This window comes from Sphingomonas sp. CFBP 8765 (assembly GCF_014841445.1).
Classification (GTDB): Bacteria; Pseudomonadota; Alphaproteobacteria; order Sphingomonadales; family Sphingomonadaceae; genus Sphingomonas; species Sphingomonas aerolata.
On sequence record NZ_JACYTY010000008.1, the window covers coordinates 124994 to 143582 of the forward strand.

Consider the following 18589-nt stretch of genomic DNA (forward strand, 5'->3'; position numbering starts at 1 on the left):
ACGTCAGTCGCTGTCGAGATAGGCGGCGACCCAGACGAGCGGCGCGTTCCAGTTGATCGCCACCTCGTTCAGCGCATAGGCGTTGATGTCGTCCGCCCAGCAGCGTTGCGGCGCGCACCGGCCCTTAAGTGTCATGGCGACCGGATCGACCATCGCGCTGCTGTTGGGGCCGCCCGATACCACCCCCGGCGGCGGCGGTGGCGCGGATGCCGACAGCTGATGCGCCCAGAAGCGGTGATGCGGGTTGGTCAGCGGCTTCCAGCCGGTCCCCGAAACATAGGATTGGCCCAGCGGATTGCGGCCGAGGATATAGTCGGCCGCATCGACGACGCCGGCGCGGTAGCGCGCTTCGCCAGTGAAACGCTGTGCGAGGCCGAGCAGCATCGCGCGGTTGAGGATGCTGGAATTCGAGCCCCAATTATAAGTCTGCGACGCGTAGGGGATGCGGTAGCCGGTGCGCGCGGTTTCGACGAGGAAGCCGTCGGCGGCCGCGACGATCGCCGCACGTGCGCCATCGCGGATCGTCGCGGGAACGCCGCTTGCGGTCGCGAGCGTGATCATGCCGAGTGGTGCGACGCTGGCCCAGCCGGGTTCGCCGGTCGCGCCGGTCGGCAGCGCCGCGCGGTAAGCGGCATCGCCGGTCGTCGCGAACAGTTCGGCTGCAGCCCAGGCGCGTTCGTCGTCGAGCATCTCGTCGCCATAGCCGCCGCTGCCGGCGAAGCCCTGCGCCGCGAAGATCGCGGGGTTGCGCTGCGCTGCGGTCCAGGCGGCGCGCGCGGCGGCAAGGCACCGCGCGGCAAAGGCGGGGTCTGTCGCTTTCCAAAGTCGCGATGCTTGCGCCGCGACCGCGGCGAGGTTGAGCGTCGCCGCGGTCGAGGGCGGGTAGAGGAGCCGCGGTTCCTTGTCGTCGGCGGGTGCGGTCGGCAATGTCGTCCAGCGCGCGTCGGCAACCTTGTGGTGCGCCATGCCGCCCGCATCGACAGGCGTAAGTGCAAGCCTGCCCGAGCGATCATGCGGCCCGATGGGGAGTGCGACGCGGGTGCCCGCGGGGACCTGCATCCGCAGCATCCACTCGATTTCCCACCGCGCTTCGTCGAGCAGGTCGTCGCGGCGGTTGCCGGCTTCTGGCAGCCGCGCCTGACCGTCGGCGAACACGCGACGCGCAAGCCCGGTCTCGTAGAGATTCTGCAGCGTCCACACCGCGATGCCGCCGTTGACGACATATTTGCCGTGGTCGCCCGCGTCGTACCAGCCGCCGGTGACGTCGAGCGTATAGGGACAGCCGGACCAGACATTGCCCTTCTCGTCCGCGCCCGAAAAACAGGCAGCTACCTCGCGCGGATGGCCGGCCGCGCGGGCCCAGCGGGCACCGGCCCAGCGCGCGTCGATCGGCGTACCGGCGCGCTGCTGGTAAAAGAAGTTGAGCGCGTTCAGCGCAAGCGGGGCGTAGACGTCGCGGCCGACGCGGAAGCGGCCGCTTTCGGTCCCGTCGACGCGCAGCCGGTAGCTGCCCGGGCGGGTGAGCGCGGTGAAGCGCGCGACATGGACATGATCGCCCGACGCAGCGTCGTCACCGCCGACGCTGGTGCGTCCCGTCAGCACGGTCTTGCCAGCGTCGTCGACCACGACCCAGTCGAGCGGCCGCGACGCGTGATCGGCGACGATCGCAAGCTTGGGGTCTTCGGGACGGAAGCCGAGCTGGTTGAGGTTGATGACGGCCGCGGCAAGGAAGAGGGCGATGGGCATCAGATTGTCCTGTCCTGGCCCAACCGTGCCAGCGCGTCGGCATGGGGGGGCATGTGCGTCAGCGAGGTGGCGACGACGCGTTCTATCTGAGCGAGCCGCTTTGCCGCGATGGCGATCGGCAGCGCGTCGCAGATTGGGTCATGGCCGGTCACGGGTGAGTCCTGTCCGGTCAGCAGAGCAAGCCAGCTGACCTCGTTGAACAGCTCGTCCGCTTCGCGGAAAATGCGTCCGCCGGCGCGGAACAGCGCGAGCTTTTCGGCGAGGCCATCCGGGATCGGCGCCGCCGCGCGCTCGCGCCAGAAGGGTTCCGTACGGGCATTGAGGCGATAATGCGCGACGAGGAAATCGCGGATCCGGACGAACTCGCCGGTCATCGTGCGATTATATCGGTCGACGATCGCCGGGGCAGGGGGACCGCCCGCCGGAAGCATTCGCAACAGATGCTGAAGCCCGCTCTGCACCAGATGAATGCTGGTTGATTCCAGTGGCTCCATGAACCCCGCCGCGAGGCCGAGCGCGATGCAGTTGCCGCTCCAGAACCGGGTGCGGTGCCCGGTGGCGAAGCGGATCACGCGCGGGTCGGCCAGTGTCTCACCCTCCAGCCCTGCGAGCAGCGTCGCGGTCGCTTCGTCCTCGCTGCAGTGGCGGCTGGAAAAGACATGCCCGTTGCCGGTGCGATGCTGCAGCGGGATACGCCAGCGCCAGCCGGCGGGTTCCGCGATCGCCCGCGTGAGCGCGAGCGGCGCGGCGTCGGCGGCCGACGGGACCGCAACCGCACGATCGCACGGCAGCCATTGTGACCAGTCGGTCCAGCCCGCCTGCAGCGCGCCTTCTATCAGCAGCGCGCGAAACCCCGTGCAGTCGAGGAACAGGTCGCCCTCGACACGGCTGCCATCGGCGAGATGGACCGCGGCAATTCCGGCGGGGCCACGCTCGACGCGGTCGACCCGGCCCTCGCGGCGGATGACGCCGTGCGCCTCGGCCTGCGCGCGCAGGAACACGGCGTAGCGGCCTGCGTCGAAATGATAGGCATAGCTGATGCGCGACAGCGGTGAATCACCGTTCGCGATCGGGCGCGAGAAGCGGCCGGCTTCGGAGGCGCGGGCTTCGAGCGAATAGGCGCCGAGCGCTTCGGCGGCACCCGCCTGGCGGGCGCGCAGCCACTGCGCGGCGAACGGCACGCCGGCGATGTCGGTCCCGATCTGGCCGAACGGATGGACGTAGGATTCGCCCGGGCGCGTCCAGCCCTCGAAGCGGATGCCGAGCTTGTAGCTGCCGCCGGTCGCACGGAGGAATGCGTCCTCGTCGATCCCGAGCATCGCGTGAAAGGTGCGGATCGGCGGGATCGTTGCCTCGCCGACGCCGATCGTGGCGATGTCGTCCGATTCCACGAGCGTCACGCGCGTCCCGGCCGGGCCCAGCAATCGGCCGAACGCGACCGCGGCCATCCAGCCCGCGGTACCACCGCCGACGATCACGACCGATCCGAGCGTGCCGGTCATGCGCGCACCCGCGCCGGGCAGGTGCGGGCCAGATAGTCCTCGTGCCGGGGCATTCGCGATGCGGCATCGGCGAACATCGCGCGCAGCCGGTCGAACCGTGCATCGACCTCGCGCGCATCGACCGCATCGGCAAGCCGGTCCCAGCCGTCGGGAACGATGCCCTGGCCCAGCAGCACCGCGACCCAGCTCGCCTCCGCGAACAGATCGTCCTCCCAGCGGAACAGCCGTCCGCGGCGACGCCACAAGGCGAGCTTCTCGCTGAGGCTGTCGGGGATCGCCCGCGCCCGCGTCTCGCGCCAGAATGGCGAATCATCGCGGCGCGTCGCATGGTAATGGAGAATGAGGAAGTCGCGGACCTGGTCGAACTGAGTCGCCGCCAGCCGGTTATAGGTGTCGATCTCGACCGGCGAGAAGCCCTGGTCGGGAAACAAGGCGAGCAGTTTCGAAATGCCCGTCTGGACCATGTGGATGCTGGTCGATTCGAGCGGTTCGGTAAAACCGGAGGCAAGGCCCAACGCGACGACGTTGCCGATCCACTGCTTGCGCCGCCGTCCCGCAGTGAAGCGCAGCAGGCGTGGTTCGGCGAGCGGGGTGCCGTCGACCCCGGCGTGCAGCGTCGCCGCGGCCTCATCGTCCGAACAATGCGCGCTGCTGTAGACATAGCCGTTGCCGGTGCGGTGCTGCAGCGGGATGCGCCATTGCCAGCCGGCCGCGCGCGCGGTCGAGCGGGTATAGGGGGTGATCGCCGCGCCGGCGTTCGCGGTCGGCATCGCGACGGCCCGATCGCAGGGAAGCCAGTGCGTCCAGTCCTCATAGCCCGCGCCCAGCGTCTGCTCGATCAGCAGGCCGCGGAACCCCGAACAGTCGAGGAACAGGTCCCCTTCGATGACGCGGTCGCCGGCCAGCGTGACGTGGCGGACATGGCCGGTCTCGCCGTCGAGTGCGACGTTGACGACATCGCCTTCGACGCGCACGACGCCGTCGCGCTCGGCGCGCCCGCGCAGGAAGCGTGCATAGAGCCCCGCGTCGAAATGATAGGCGTGCGCCATCTGCGACAGCACCGACGCCGGGTCGGGCGAGGGGGGCACGAACCGTCCCGCGCGCGCGGCGACCGCGCACAGCGAATAGGCCTCGATATCCTCCACGACCCCGGCGGCGCGGCGGCGGCGCCAATATTGGTGGAAGCGCACACCCTCGATATCGAAACCGAAGCCGCCAAAGGGATGCAGATAGCGCTCGCCAAGCGCACCCCAGTCGACGAACTCGATCCCGAGCTTGAAGCTCCCCGCGGTCGCGGCGAGGAATTCTGGTTCGTCGATCCCCAGCATCGCGTTGAAGCCGCGGATCGGCGGGATCGTCGCTTCGCCGACGCCGACGGTGCCGATCGCGTCCGATTCGATCAGGTTGATGCTTGCTCCGGTCGGGATCAGCCGGGCAAGCGCGGCCGCCGCCATCCAGCCGGCCGTGCCGCCGCCGACGATGACGATGCGGCGGACGGGGGCGCCGATCGTCATGCGCGCGCCCGCAACGCGGCCATCGCCTGCGCATAAGGGGGAAGCGCGCGGACCTGCGCGATGACCCGCGCACGCTGCCCGGCCAGATGCCGCTCGATCGCCGCCAGCGGCACTATGTCCGCGCGCGCATCGTAACGGCGCGGCATGAGGCCCATCGCGTCGAACATCACCGCCCAATCCTCCTCCTCGAACACTTCGTCGTCATACATCGGCAACCGCCCGCGCGCCGCAAACAGATCGTGTTTGGCGGCCAGCGGTCCGGGTAGCGATGCTGCGCGGCGGTCGTCCCACAGCGCGCCGGCGCGACCGGCCACGGCATAATGCGCGATCAGGAAGTCGCGCGCGCCCTGTAACGCCCCGGCCGCAGTGCGGTTGAAGGCGGTGGCTTCGACGGGTGCCTGCGGTCCGGCGGGCCAGAGCTGGATCAACTGCGCGAGCGAGCGCAGCAACAGCGTCAGTGTGGTCGGGTGCAGTGGTTCGAGCAGGCCCGCCGCGGCGCCCAGCGCGACGCAATTGCCGCGCCATGCCTCGACCCGCCGCGCCGCGTGGAACGGCTTGCCGGTGCCCCCGATGCTGCACGTCAGTCGGACATCGGCGCCGTCGAGCGGCCAGGTTGCCGTCCAGCCCGTGTCCTGCGCATCGACCTGCGTATAGGGCGGGGGCGCGCCCTGCGCGGGCACCGTCTCGGCATGCGTCCGGTCGCACGGCAACCAGCCGGACCAGTCCTCGGACGCGGGGCTGGTACGGCTGGCGATGCGCGCGTCGGTTCCCGAACAGTCGAGGACGAGCCAGGGTTGGACTGCGGTACCGTCCGCGAGTGTCAGCCTCTCGACAATGCCGTTCGCTGCGATCTCGGCATCGACGAAGTCCGCGGAGGCGCGTTCGGCCCCCGCTCGCAGCGCCGCCGCGCGCAGCAACGCTTCATAGGGCGCGACGGGCAGATGCAGCGCATGCGCGATCAGCGCCCCGGGCGCGAACCGGCCCGCCTGCGCGGCGACCGCGGACAGCGCATGATCGGCCAGCCGGACCGGGTGCCCCGCCGCGCGCAGCCGTCCGGCGAGTTGGTGAAACGCGATGCCCTCGAGCGGCGCACCGGTCTCGCCATAAGACAGGAACGTCGCCGCGCCGTCGGCCCGCCAGCCGCCGAACGCGACGCCCAGCGCATGGCCGCCGCCCGTCATCCGAACGAGTGTCGCCGCATCGAGACCGAGATCGGCATGGAAGCCCGCGAGCGCTGGCGGCACCGCGATCACCGGTGCGAAATCGCCCAGGCCATCGCCGCCGGTGCCGTCGTCGATCACCACCACGCGGTAGGATTCGCGTGGCAAGCGCCGCGCCAGCGCCGCCGCGGCGATCCAGCCACACAGGTTCGCGCCCAGCACAGCGACCGTGGCTGTCACGCGGCAGCTCCGATCCGTGCAAGATAGTCCGCATGCGTCGGCATCCCCTCGGCGGTGCGGCGGCAGGCGTCGGCGACCGCCGCGACGCGCGCGCGCGCGTCCGCGACGGGTAGTGCGGCGACGAGGGGGTGGATCCGTTCGGGCATGATTCGCTGGCCATAATAGACCGCGAGCCAGCTCGCCGGCAGGAACATGCCCTCGCGATATTGTTCGACGATGCCCCGATCGCGAAAGGCGGCGATCTTCCCGGCCAGCGAGGGGGGCAGGTCCATAGTCCGCATGTGGCGCCAGAACGGCGTGTCGTCACGCTCGGTCGCGCAATAATGAAGAACCAGGAAGTCGCGGACGCGGTCATATTCCAGCGCCATCGCGCGGTTGAATTCCGCGGCATCCGCAGGGTCGAGCACGGCGTCGTTCGGGAACAGCTCGATCAGCTTGCCGATGGCCAGCTGGATCAGGTGGATGCTGGTCGACTCGAGCGGCTCGAGAAACCCGGCGGAAAGGCCGATCGCCACGCAATTGTCGATCCACTGGCGGTGCCGACGCCCGGTGCGGAATCGCAGCATCCGCGGCTCGGCCAGGGGCTCGCCCTCGAGATTGTCGAGCAGCACCGCGCGCGCGCGGTCCGGATCGGTGAAGCGCGTCGAGAAGACATGACCGTTCCCGGTGCGATGCTGCAGCGGGATCCGCCATTGCCAGCCGGCGTCGCGCGCGGTGGCGCGGGTATAGGGGACGGGGGGACCGGTGTTCGCCGTCGGGACCGCCCAGGCCGCGTCGCAGGGCAGCCAGTGCGCCCAATCCTCGTGTCCCGCCTTCAGGGCGCCTTCGATCAGCAAGGCGCGGAACCCTGAACAGTCGACGAACAGATCACCCTCGATCCGCTGCCCGTCCGCCAGGCGAAGGGCCGCGATACCGCTCGGGCCCCGTTCGACGTGCTCGACGCGACCCTCGATCCGCGTCACGCCGCGGGCTTCAGCATAGTCGCGCAGATACGCGGCATAGAGCCCGGCATCGAACTGATACGCATAGGAATAGGTCGACCCGACCGATCGCGGATCGTCGAGCGGCGGCGTGAAACGCCCGGCACGCGCGGCGACGATCGGGAGCGAGCAGGCGGCGAGCGCGGGCGTCTCATCCGGCCTGCCCCGGGTCGCGTGGAGCCAATGCTGATGGAATGGCAGTCCGTCGATGTCATGCCCGAAATCGCCGAACGGATGGATGTAGCTGTCGCCGATCCGACCCCAATCGCAGAACTCGATACCCAGCTTGAACGTCGCCTTGGTACGCCGGACGAAATCGGCTTCGTCGATACCCAGTCTTTGATTGAAGAAACGGATGTGTGGCACCGTGGCCTCACCGACACCGACGGTGCCGATCTCCTCGGACTCGACCAGCGTGATGTCGGCCAGCCGTGCCGCGGACGGCGTACCGGTCGTTAGGCCGAGCGTCGCCGCGGTCATCCAGCCTGCGGTACCGCCACCAACGATAACGATGCGTAGCCGAGCACGTTCGTCCAATTCCACCCCCCGGCTATGTTGCAATCATGCAACAAGCCTAGCAATTCACTTAAAAACCGTCCGATTCAGTCTAGGCCGAACTCATCCCTCTCGCTACCAAACATTGTAAGAAAAAAGCGCTTACAAATGATAGCGCTAACACAATGAGGGGATGCCGGGAGTCATGGCCAAGTTCGAGATCACACGCGCCGCGCGTCGCGGGAACCTCCTCAAAGGTGGTGCCTCCTTGCTTGCGCTGTGCCTGGCCGCCGCGCCAAACGGCGCTCTGGCTCAGCAAGCCGATGCCGCCGCCGGCCAGACCACGCTGACGCCGAACGCGGCCGGGCGTACCGCATCTTCTGATCGCACTGCGGCGACGGTGGCCGGGGCGCCCCAGGCGGGCGCGGCACAGCCCTCCGCCAACGGGCAGGTGCCCTCGGGCGGTGCCGAGGTGACGCAGGCCGAGCAGTCGACCGCAACGCCGCAGGACGAAGCCGCCGATCAGGACATCGTCGTCACCGGCATCCGCCAGAGCCTGAAGAGTGCGCAGGCGATCAAGCGCAATTCCGAAGTCGTGGGCGATTCGATCTCGTCCGAAGACATCGGCGCGCTGCCCGATCGTTCGGTCACCGAAGCGCTGCAGCGTGTGCCTGGCGTGTCGATCAGCCGCTTCTCGGCCGGTGCCGATCCCGATCACTTCGCGACCGAAGGGTCGGGCGTCACCGTCCGCGGCCTCAGCTACACGCGCTCCGAGATCAACGGCCGCGATTCGTTCAGCGCGAACAACGGCCGCGGCCTGTCCTTCGCCGACGTGCCCGCCGAACTGCTTGGCGGCGTCGACGTGTTCAAGAGCCCGTCCGCCGACATGATCGAAGGCGGCATCGGCGGCTCGGTCAATCTGCGCACGCGCCTGCCGTTCGATTCTACCGGACTGGTGCTGGGCGGGACGCTCGAGAACAATTACGGCGATTTCGTCAAGAAGTCGGCGCCCACGGTCTCGGTGCTCGGCAGCAACCGCTGGGAAACCGGCATCGGCGACTTCGGCATCCTCGCCAGCTTCGTGCGCTCGCAGGTCCGTAGCCGCGCCGACAGCGTGCAGATCTCGAACTGGGGCGAGCGCGTGATCGGCGCCGACGGATCGCTGTTGCAGCCGGTCGACGCGACCACCGGCGTGGTCAACGCGGGCCGCACCGTCTACGTGCCCCGTGGCGCGGCGATCCGCAGCCAGGAATTCAACCGCACGCGCTACGGCTATTCGGCCGCCGGCCAGTGGCGTAGCCCCGACAAGTCGATGACCGCGACCGCGCAGTTCCTGCGGACTGACTCGCGCGAGGCGTGGACCGAGAATTCGATCGAGGTCGCGACCGACAACGTGCTGGCGGCAGGCGACACGCAGCCCTTCCCCGGCACCAGCTTTGCCTATGACGACGATAACGTCTTCACCAGCGGGATCATCACCGGCCCGAACGGCTATCGCGCCGATCAGGATCCGGCGAACGGCGGCGACCAGCGCACGCCGAGCAACGGCCTGCAGAGCAACAACATCTCGCGCGGCAACCAGTCGCGCTTCCGCACCAACGACGCCAGCTTCAACCTGAAGTGGCAGGCGACGAACCGGCTCGGCATCAACCTGGACTACCAGCATGTCTGGTCGCAGGTGAAGGTCACCGACCTGACGGTCTGGGGCACGACCTTCCAGAATGCCGATATCCGGCTCGACGGGACCAACCCGGCCTATGTGAACTTCATCCCCGTGACGAACACGCCGAACAATTACCAGAACGCCGCGCACCCGAGCTATCTCGACGCCTATAACAACTTCTACCGTTCGGCGATGGACCATATCGAGGACAGCGAAGGCAACGAGGATGCTGCGCGCATCGACCTCGATTATTCCTTCCCGGAGGATAGCTGGCTGACCTCGGTCCGCGTCGGCTATCGCTTCGCCGATCGCCAGAATGAAGCGCGTTCGACCGGCTATAACTGGGGCGTGCTCAGCGAGATCTGGGGCGGCGGCAACAACCAGGACAATGCAGCGGCGCCGACCGGCCCGGGTGGCCCGGTCTGGTTCGATCGCCCGATCGACGGCAATCCCGTCACGCGCAATACGGGCAATCTCGGCCCGCAGCAGGCATTCCTCTACGACAACTTCTTCCGCGGCAAGGCGAACGATTCGTCGAACGGCGGGCGCGTGTTCGTGCCGGGGTCGTTCCTCCAGGATTATGGCGCGGCGACGCAGGCGATCAGCCAGATCGCGCAGGAATGGCGCAACTTCACGAGCAACCTGTCGGGCGCCAATGGCTGGGTGCCGCTGGCGAGCCGTGCCGGTGTCGTCGCCGGAACGCCGTTCCTGCCCGGTGAGATCAATCCGGTCAGCGAGCGCAACAACGCGGTCTATGCGATGGCGCGCTTTGGCAACGACCTGTCGAACGGCTGGAACCTGAGCGGCAATATCGGTGTGCGGTACACCAAGACGGATCGCGTCTCGTCGGGCTTCTTCGCCTTCCCGCAACAGTCGTTCAGCTGCGTCGCGCCGACCGACGGGCAGCCGGTCTCGCGGTTCTGCGCGCTGCCGCAAGCCGTACGTGACGCCGCCGCGGCGTTCCAGAACGGCAGCACGACACCCAACGACGCCAAGCTGAGTTACGACTATTTCCTGCCGAGCTTCAACGTGAAGCTGGCGATGGGCGGTGGTCTCCAGTTCCGCGCGGCGTTCACCAAGAGCGTCGCTCCGCCGGATTTCGGGCTGACCCGGTCCTATTACAACATCAATCTGAACACGAGCGACCAGACGATCCTGTTCAACGGGGCGCCGGTCGCGACCTTCCAGGTCGGCAACCCGTTTCTCAAGCCGGTCCGTGCGGACAATTACGATGTGACCGCGGAATGGTATTTCTCGAACGTCGGCCAGCTCACGCTGTCGCTGTTCAAGAAGGACCTGTACGGCGTGCAGACCAACAGCCTGCAGCGTCAGAGCTTCACCAACAACGGCGCGACATTCGACGGGATCATCACGACCCCGCTGAACTCGACCGAGACGGGTCGCGTGAAGGGGTTCGAGGTCGGCTATCAGCAGACCTATGATTTCCTGCCGGGGCTCCTGAGCGGGTTCGGGCTCGCGGCCAATTTCACCTACGTGAAGTCGTCGGGCGTGTCGCAGCAGAACCTCGATTCCGACGATCCGAACGTCACCGCCGGGATCATCTCCAACGTCGACACCAGCGGGCTGCCGTTGCAGGGGCTGTCGAAATACCAGTTCAACTTCGCGCCCTTCTACCAGCGTAACGGGCTGGAGGTACGCGCCGCGTATAACTGGCGGTCGAAGAACCTGCTGACGATCCGCGACGTGATCGTGCCGAACTCGCCGGTCTACGCGGAGAAATACGGGCAGCTCGACGCCTCGATCTTCTACGCGGTGACGCCAGCGATCAAGATGGGGTTCCAAGGCGTCAACCTGACCAATTCGATCACGCGCACGTCATATGTGATCAACGATGATCTGCTGACCCGGCCGCGCAACTGGTTCATCGCGGATCGCCGCTTCACCTTCTCGATCCGCGCGTCGTTCAGATAAGCGCGAAAGGGTCGGCCGGTGCGGCCGACCCTCCCGATCCTTTTCCCGTTCTCCCCCCTGGGCGCCGCACGACAATCGCGGCGCCCTTTTTTTGTCCGGGCGTCAGGTGCGGGGCGGGGCGGCAGCAAGCGCGGCGGCGATCGCGGTGTACATCGGTTTGGGCTTGAACGCGGCGTCATAGGGGCAGGGGCGGCGGCGGGCCTTGTCCTTGCGCGGCTCGAACCCCTCGATCCAGCTATAGCGGTCGGTCATCCCCCACAGCAGCACGTCGCGAAGCTGCGGATAGGCGAGCATCACGTCGAGATAGCCGCGCGTGAAATCGGCCACCGCCTGGTCGCGGACCGTGAAGTCGGCAGGGAGCGAATTGTCGCGGACGTCGAGCTCGGTGATCACCAGCCCGTAGCCCATCGCGGTGACCGCATCGAGGAAGCGGCGCCACTCGCCTTCCAGCCCTGCGATCGTCGCGCGCGCGTCGATCCCCTGCGTGACGAGGTGAGACTGCACCCCCAGCGCATCGACCGGCACGCCGCGCGCCTTGAACCCTTCGAGCAGCTTGAGCACGCCGGCGCGGTGCGTCGCGTTGCCGGGCTCCCAGCTCATATAGTCGTTATAGACCAGCTGCGCGTGTGGCGCGACGCGGCGCGCGGTGTGGAAGGCGAGGTCCAGCGTTGCCTCGGGGCTGCCCAGCGCGCGCGACAAAGCGGTCTGGTACAGGCTCGCATCCTTGGGATCGACCGCCTCGTTGACGACGTCATAGCTGCGGATCCGCGTGCCATAGCGGCGGCATACCGTGGTGATATGATCGACCAGCAGATGTTCGGCGGCGCGCGCGGGGGTCGCGCCGAAATCATGCGTTTCTTCCCAGCGCGGCATCCATTTGGGCTGATGCCACAGCAGATTATGCCCGCGCACCGGCAGCGCGTTCGCGTCCGCCCATGCCATCATCGCATCGAAGCGGGTGAAGTCGAAGGCGGTCGCGCTCGGTCGCAACGCCTGCCACTTCATCTCGTTTTCGGCCACGAGCAGGCCGCAGTCGCGTTTGAGCAGGTCAGCATAGGCTGGGTTCGCGAACGAGCCGCGATCGGCACCCGGGGCACCCCATGCGAAACTCGACCCCATCCGCATTCCCTTGGTTGCGGCGATGCCGTGCAGGCCGGTCGGTGCAGGTGCGGCCGTTCCACGGGCGCCGGCCGATACGGCAAGACCCGTCAGCATCGCCAGCCCGGTGCGTCGCGTAATTTCCACAGCACATCCTCTCTTTTATGATAGCGCTAACGCTGGCGGTTTCTCCGCAACAGGTCAATCCCGAAGCCTCTGGTTTGATACGCAAACTGGATGGCCGAAGACGCAATGGTTCGGTGGCAAGCGGGCCCTGGACGTGTCTATGCAACGGGGGAAGCCGGGCCCGATTCAATCAGCCGTTCTGCAACCACCCGCATCGCCTCGACATCCCGGCCGCAATAGAGGCGCAGGGCGGTATCAAGTTCGGCGCGGCGCTTTGGCGTAGATGCGACGTCGACCGCTTCGCGATACGCCGCGACCGCGTCGCCGCCGTCCCGTACGGCCAGCGTGGCATAATCGAGATGAGGTGCGATCGTCGGCAGGACCGCCTTGATCGACCAGCTTCCGCGCTGGTCCCGGTGGTACCAATGGTCGCGGGTGACGGGCAGCAGGTCGACGATGCGCGCGGCGAGATCGTCGAGCACGGCGGCGAGATCGGAATAGGCACGCGCGAGGCGCAGCACGACGTCGCGTTCGAAACGGGCGTGCCAGGCGATGACCGCGCCGGTCCGTGGCAGTGCGGCAAGCGCCTGGGCACAGGCGCGGCGCGGATCTTTGCCGCTCAGATCGAGAAACTCGCGCCGTACGATGCCGTGGTCAGCGGCTTCGACATCCGCGACGAATTGAAACGGCACCTGCTCATAGGGCGAGCAGCCGGGCCAGACCGGCACCGCGTCGCTGACGGTTTCGAAGTCCAGCCAGATGCGCGGATACGACCAGCCGGCCATCGCCTGCGCAGCGCCCGCGGGGTCATGCTCGACCTGCCCGGTCATCGTGGCGCGATGGACGCGGCGGTCGGTGTCGGAGCCCAGATCCTCGACCGGGACATGCGTCAGGTCAACGATGCCACGCTGCAGGAACGCCTTGCCCGCGCCGCGCGGCAGGATCGTCACGGGCCAGTACGGACCCGCCGGCAAACCTGCGTGGCAATAGTCGGTGAAGGCACAGGTGTACGGCGCGTGGCAGTGATCGCCGACGATCGCTGCAGGTTCGCTTTGTGTCAGCAAGGCCTTGGCCGCACCGACGCGCGTGCCTTGTGTCACCACAATCGGCGCAACCAGCGCGGTCACGTCGGTATCGACGAACAGCCCGCCGCGGTCCCCCGAGCGGTCCAGCGTGAAGTCGCGATCGAGGTGGCGGACGTGAACCGATGTGATGAGCAGGCCGTTGGCGGCGGCGACCCAGGCCTGAGTCGCGAGCGCGGCGAGATGGTCCGGCTTTGCCTTGGTCGAACCGCGAACGGCAATGATGCGCCAGCCGTCGCCATCCGGTTCAAGGATATCGACGATCGCCTGCACGCCGTCGTGGAAGAACTGCGCGCCCGCGATGATCTGGCGGGTCGCAATCGCTGCGCCGGTCGCTGCTGACGCTGCCGATCGACCGGAGGCGGGGTCGATCATGACCATGTCAGGCATCTGCCGCCGCGCCTCGGCAGCAATCACATGCGCGGTCGCCCGACGATCGGCGGCATCGTTCGTCGAACCTGCGCTGTCGGGCCGAAACGTCATCAGCCACAATTGCCGCGGGCACCGCTCGAACGCGGCGAGGCGCGATGGCGAGAGCGTGTCAGGCGGCAAAATCACACCCCTCCATCGACCATCCGTCCCAGCGCATCACGAGATCCCGCGCGTCGCGCGACGTTGCGGGATCGACCGCGACCGCGTCGATCCGTTCGGCCTGGCGTTCGATCAGGCCGAGCCACTTGGCGCGGACCGCCTCGACGTCCGCCGGGAGCATGTAGCGATGCCATAATCGCGCGACGCGTCGTTCGATGAAAAGGCGCTCGAGCACGTCGCACGTGCGGTCCAACGGCAGTCCCGCATGGCTGCGCCGCAATTCGCCGACGATATGCGACGGATAGATCTCGCGGCGGGTCTTGAGCAGGTCGAGAATGGCCCGTTCGATCATCGTCTCGTCGATCGCCGTGGTGGTCGGCATGAAACCTCCGTCAATGGATGCGGTCACCGCGCGAGCGCGATCAACTGGGCAAGACCGTTGGTACCGGTCTTGGCGACGATGGCCGCGCGGTGATCTTCGACCGTCTTGGGGCTGAGCCCGAGGATGTCGGCAACGGCCTTGTTGCTATGTCCCTGCACGAGCAGGTCGAACACCTGACGTTCGCGCGCCGACAGGGCTGCGGTTCGTGCGCGGATGCTGCGTTGGCGCCGGGACCACGCGACCCCCTCGTCGACCGCGCTGAGGAGGCGTGTCTCGTCGAGCGGCTTTTCCAGATAATCGAGGCCGCCATAGCGCCGCACCGAATCCACGGCATTCGCGGTCGTCGGCCACGCGGTCATGAAGACGATCGCAACCGCGGGGTCGATCATCCGCACGCGGTCGGCAAAGCCGAAGCCGTCGAGGTCGTCCATCATGATGTCGGTGACGATGCACAGCGCCGGTGCTTCTGCGTAGACCGACAGCAGCATGACCGGGTCGAGAAAGGGTTCGGCGGCATGACCGTGACGGCAGAGCAGTCGTGCGACGGCCGCGCCGAGGTCATGGTCGTCATCGACGACATAGACGGCGGCACGATCCGGCTGATTGGCGGGGAGTGTCATGACTCGGCTCCGGGGCGCGGGAGGGATAGCGTCGCGCAGATGGTGCCGTCGGCGTGCGTGACACGCTCCACCGTGCCGCCATGGGCTTCGACGATCGCCCGCGCCACGAGCGCCCCGACGCCCATGCCGGGGCGTGCTTCCCGCCGATCGGGGCAGCGGTTCGCGACCATGACCATGACCCGGTCCTCGTTCTGATGGGCGGAGAGCGCGACACGACCGTCGCACGCCTGCACCGCATTGCGGACCAGATTGACCACCGCCTGCGCGAGCTCAATCTCCTGGCCGAAGACGACCAAGTCGGGATCGATGGGCGACACCTCCACCACGACCCGCGCCGCCCTGGCCTCGGCACGGGTCAATGCCGTGACGGTCTCGACCAGCGCGGACAGGGGCAGGGCGCTCGGTTCGTCGACCGATCGACCGCCGAAACGGCGCAGCCGGCGGACCAGAGTGGACAGCGCCGCCGCCTTGCGGTCGATCAGCGCGGCGGTCTGGGCGATGTCCGGATCGGCGGCGACGGTGATCTCGTGCAGGTGCTTGGCCTCGATCGCCAGCGTCGAAAGCGGCTGGCTGATCTCGTGGATCACCGCCACCGACATGGCGCGCAGCGTCTTCAGCCGTTCCGCCTGGAACAGCATGCGGTCGCGCCGCGACAGGTCGCTTTGGGCCCGCGCCTGCGCATCGGCGAAGCTGCCGGCGAGGTAGCCGACGACGACGATCGATGCGAGGCTCATGTGCAAGGCGAGCCGTTCGGCGACGGGCAGTTCGGTCGCGGTAAAGGGGAGGACGATCGCCGCGACGATCACGATCGCGCACCAGCCTGCGGTGCGGCCGAAGCGCAAGCCGATCCAGGCGACCGCGAGCAGCGCTGGGGCGGCGGGCACGGCCAGCCCGATCTCTGCCAGCAGCGTGCTCGCGGCGATCGCTGCGCCGAGGACGAGGGCCGCTTCGGCCAGTCCGGCAAGCTGGCGGAGCGTCGGGCGGTGCAGTGCCCGGGGCCGGTCCTGCCCCGCATGGACCACCCAGAGCAAGGGCGGGGCGATCAGCAACACGCCGAGCAGGTCGCCGACGACAAAGCCTGTCAGCGATGCCACCGTCTGACGAAGGCCCGAGACGCCCGTTAATTCGGGACTGAACAAGGTCCAGGGCAGCGCCGCCATGGTCGCCGCGACCGGCGCGGTGACTGCGGCGAGGCCGAGCGGCATCGGCGCGACGCCGAGGCTCGATTGCGACCGCGCCGCGACGTGGCGGACCAGCCAGACGACGATGCCATAGGTCAGCGCGGGCCGGGCGACGCCGTTTGCCGCGGTCAGCCAGCCGGCCTGACCCGGAACGATGATGCCGGCGATCGTCTGCACGATCAGTTCCGTCGCCATCACCGCCAGCGTCAGCCGCGGGCCACGGCTCCACAGCAGCGCCAGCCTGACGCCCGCGGCGGGATAGAGCAGCGAGTAGAAGCCCTGACCGCCCCAGCCTGCCGCGGCCTGGTGCGCGGCCGCGAACGCCGCTGCATAGCCGATGAGCCAGGGAAGGTCGGCCAGTCGTGGCACTGTTTTGCCGGCTACGGCACCGATCGAGAGGCGGGGCGGAGAGGGAGGCAGCGGCATTGAGGGCTGCCTAGCCGCATCCGGCGCCGATAGGCCATCGGGGAAATTCCCGGGTTTTCGGCGCGGCGGCGATGGCCATGATGATCGCGAGCCAGCCCCGGGAATGTATCGATGCCAGCCCATAGTGTCTCGCGATCGCGGAATCGTCACCGCGTAACGGGCGCAGCCGTACGATGACGGAAGGACCTGATCCGATTCACGAGGTGCGCGAGCGCTGGTACCAGGAGGATGGCAGCGTCATCGTCTACAGCCATCAGGTCGTGCCGCGGCGGTGGTGGAACCGCCTGACGCGGCCGATCGGCGTGCTGCTGATCGTGCTCGCCGTCGCGTGGCCCGCATTGCTGCTATCTCATGGATGGACATGGCTGGGCCTGGCGTTTGCCATTGGCGACGTGTGCGTCGTGTTCGTCGGCCGTGATCTGATCCTGTGGGGGGCCAGGCGCTGGAGCGATCCATAGGCAACCGCGTTTAGACGCGGAATCGGAAGGTCTGCGCAGCAGGGCGGGCGCCCTGACGGGCTTGTGGCTCGCCAGGGCACATCATGCAATGGCCGGCCCCCCCGACCGGCTGGTCAGTCGCCGGGGAGGGCGGCACCGGCGACTGCGAACAGATCCGCCGCGGAGTGGCGGGACAGGTCGATCGGAAACGCCGCGCTCATCGACACGCCCGCCGGCGCGTCGTTCGCATCGAAGCCGAGCGCGCGGCAGGCCGCCACGCTCGCCTTGGTCCTGCAGGCGAGCCCGCCGCCATGTGCAAAGACGTTCAGCAGCACCCGGCGTGCGTGCGAGCGCGGCCGGATGCGCAGATCGGGAACGTCAGTATAATAGATCTCCAGCGCGCCGGGGCAGAGCCGGGCGAGATCGTCGAGCAGCGCCTCGCGCTCGTTCGGCGCGGCGGTCGGTTCGGTGCGCAGCGCTTCCTCGTCACCATCGGTTTCATCATCGGCCTCGCTCTCTCCGGCCAGATCCTCGACGGCGGGTGCGGGGCGGTCGGCGAGCAGCCGGGCGAGCCGCTCCTCGAACGCGACCGGATCGACCGCTGGCGCGTCGCCGGGTTCGGTGCCGTCGTTGCAGGGCGGCATGAACGCGGCAATGAGGTCCCGCTCGATCGGCGCAAGCCAGTGCTTCTTCACCCATGCGCTCGGCCGCTGCCCGGGCTCGGGGAGCATGGTCGCGGCCAGGTCGCGCGGCAATTGGAGATAGGTGAAGCCGAGGTGATCGAGCATCGTGGCCTCGTTCCCCGGCCCGAACACATCCCAGTGTGCGGCTGCGAGCTGCGCCTTGGCGAAGGTGCAGCTGCCGCCCTTGCGCTGGAGAAGCGGGCTTTCATCGCCGTTCAGTGCCAGCATCGCAACGATCGTCTCGATCGGTCCGTTGGGCTCTGCGGCGGCGAGCGCATGCAGATGCTTGAGATGCCGACGGGCGAAGGTGACATAGGGCGAGCGCAGCGTCTGATAGGTGACGTGCTTCTCCCAGCGCTCGAGGACCGATCCGCCAAAGGGCCGCTCGGCCTTGCCGGCATATAGGCCGACATAGACGAGCCGGTCGTCATGGAACATGCCGTAGATGCCGGGCCCGCGCAGTGCCTCCGGCTCCCCCGCCCAGGGTGCCCGCGGCACGGCGCGCAGGTTCATCCATGCCGGCTTGCCGAGCGTGGGCGGCACGGGACGGAGGGTAAACAGCTCGGAAGCCCGGTAAAACGGCATGCGCAATGTCTCCTCATGGGGTGGCCATGCGGCTTAGGCGGGCGCGCGCGCGACCGGCTATCCGGGGTTTTCCCGGGGGGCGACATCGCCGGCGGCCCGTCCCAAGGGCTGCCGGCCGCGGGGCGCGCTAGAAGCCGACGCGAAGCGAGACGTCGACCGCGCGGGGACGGCCGAGCACCCATTGCTGGTTGTTGTACGTGCTGATC

13 protein-coding genes are annotated in these 18589 nt (G+C 68.1%); 2 read left to right on the top strand and 11 right to left on the bottom strand.

The features are described 5' to 3' along the window. Window positions 1–3: 3 nt before the first annotated feature. The 5 genes from IFT87_RS17645 to IFT87_RS17665 are packed head-to-tail and all read right to left on the bottom strand — an operon-like array spanning window position 4 to window position 7685. A complete protein-coding gene (locus IFT87_RS17645; protein WP_192191403.1) occupies window positions 4–1746 on the bottom strand; it encodes a glycoside hydrolase family 9 protein in 1743 nt (580 codons plus the stop codon). Beyond that, window positions 1746–3248: a tryptophan halogenase family protein gene (locus tag IFT87_RS17650; RefSeq protein ID WP_192191404.1), complete on the bottom strand. Its 1503-nt coding sequence runs from the start codon at window positions 3246–3248 to the stop codon at window positions 1746–1748. The genes IFT87_RS17645 and IFT87_RS17650 overlap by 1 nt, the downstream gene beginning before the upstream one ends. Next, window positions 3245–4762, bottom strand: coding sequence for a tryptophan halogenase family protein (locus tag IFT87_RS17655; RefSeq protein WP_192191405.1), 1518 nt, complete (start codon window positions 4760–4762; stop codon window positions 3245–3247). Before IFT87_RS17655 ends, IFT87_RS17650 begins: the two co-directional genes overlap by 4 nt. Further along, window positions 4759–6162, bottom strand: a complete 1404-nt coding sequence (locus IFT87_RS17660) for a tryptophan 7-halogenase (protein WP_192191406.1) — start codon at window positions 6160–6162, stop codon at window positions 4759–4761. Before IFT87_RS17660 ends, IFT87_RS17655 begins: the two co-directional genes overlap by 4 nt. Then, window positions 6159–7685: a tryptophan halogenase family protein gene (locus tag IFT87_RS17665; RefSeq protein WP_426290693.1), complete on the bottom strand. Its 1527-nt coding sequence runs from the start codon at window positions 7683–7685 to the stop codon at window positions 6159–6161. The genes IFT87_RS17660 and IFT87_RS17665 overlap by 4 nt, the downstream gene beginning before the upstream one ends. A gap of 157 nt (window positions 7686–7842) precedes the next feature. On the opposite strand from IFT87_RS17665, the gene IFT87_RS17670 reads away from it, so the two are divergent. Beyond that, a complete protein-coding gene (locus IFT87_RS17670; protein WP_052148891.1) occupies window positions 7843–11232 on the top strand; it encodes a TonB-dependent receptor in 3390 nt (1129 codons plus the stop codon). Between the two features lie 102 nt (window positions 11233–11334). Here the strand turns inward: IFT87_RS17670 and IFT87_RS17675 are convergent, their stop codons facing one another. The 5 genes from IFT87_RS17675 to IFT87_RS17695 all read right to left on the bottom strand — a co-directional run bounded on the left by IFT87_RS17675 (window position 11335) and on the right by IFT87_RS17695 (window position 16621). Then, on the bottom strand, window positions 11335–12477 hold the full coding sequence (locus IFT87_RS17675; protein WP_342211190.1) for an endo-1,4-beta-xylanase: 1143 nt from the start codon (window positions 12475–12477) through the stop codon (window positions 11335–11337). A gap of 137 nt (window positions 12478–12614) precedes the next feature. Then, window positions 12615–14096: a DUF2779 domain-containing protein gene (locus IFT87_RS17680; protein WP_342211191.1), complete on the bottom strand. Its 1482-nt coding sequence runs from the start codon at window positions 14094–14096 to the stop codon at window positions 12615–12617. After that, window positions 14080–14451, bottom strand: a complete 372-nt coding sequence (locus IFT87_RS17685) for a hypothetical protein (protein WP_192191408.1) — start codon at window positions 14449–14451, stop codon at window positions 14080–14082. The genes IFT87_RS17680 and IFT87_RS17685 overlap by 17 nt, the downstream gene beginning before the upstream one ends. Before the next feature lie 23 nt (window positions 14452–14474). After that, window positions 14475–15071, bottom strand: a complete 597-nt coding sequence (locus tag IFT87_RS17690; RefSeq protein WP_192191409.1) for a response regulator transcription factor — start codon at window positions 15069–15071, stop codon at window positions 14475–14477. Further along, window positions 15068–16621 carry an ATP-binding protein gene (locus tag IFT87_RS17695; protein ID WP_192191410.1) on the bottom strand — a complete coding sequence of 518 codons (1554 nt, stop codon included), beginning with the start codon at window positions 16619–16621 and terminating at the stop codon, window positions 15068–15070. The genes IFT87_RS17690 and IFT87_RS17695 overlap by 4 nt, the downstream gene beginning before the upstream one ends. A gap of 230 nt (window positions 16622–16851) precedes the next feature. Here IFT87_RS17695 and IFT87_RS17700 point away from each other — a divergent pair, with 230 nt between their 5' ends. Beyond that, a complete protein-coding gene (locus IFT87_RS17700) occupies window positions 16852–17136 on the top strand; it encodes a hypothetical protein (protein ID WP_192191411.1) in 285 nt (94 codons plus the stop codon). 113 nt (window positions 17137–17249) lie between these two features. On the opposite strand, the gene IFT87_RS17705 is transcribed toward IFT87_RS17700, so the two are convergent. Further along, entirely contained in the window at window positions 17250–18383 is a 1134-nt protein-coding gene (locus IFT87_RS17705; protein ID WP_037527408.1) for a hypothetical protein, read from the bottom strand. Window positions 18384–18589: the final 206 nt, after the last annotated feature.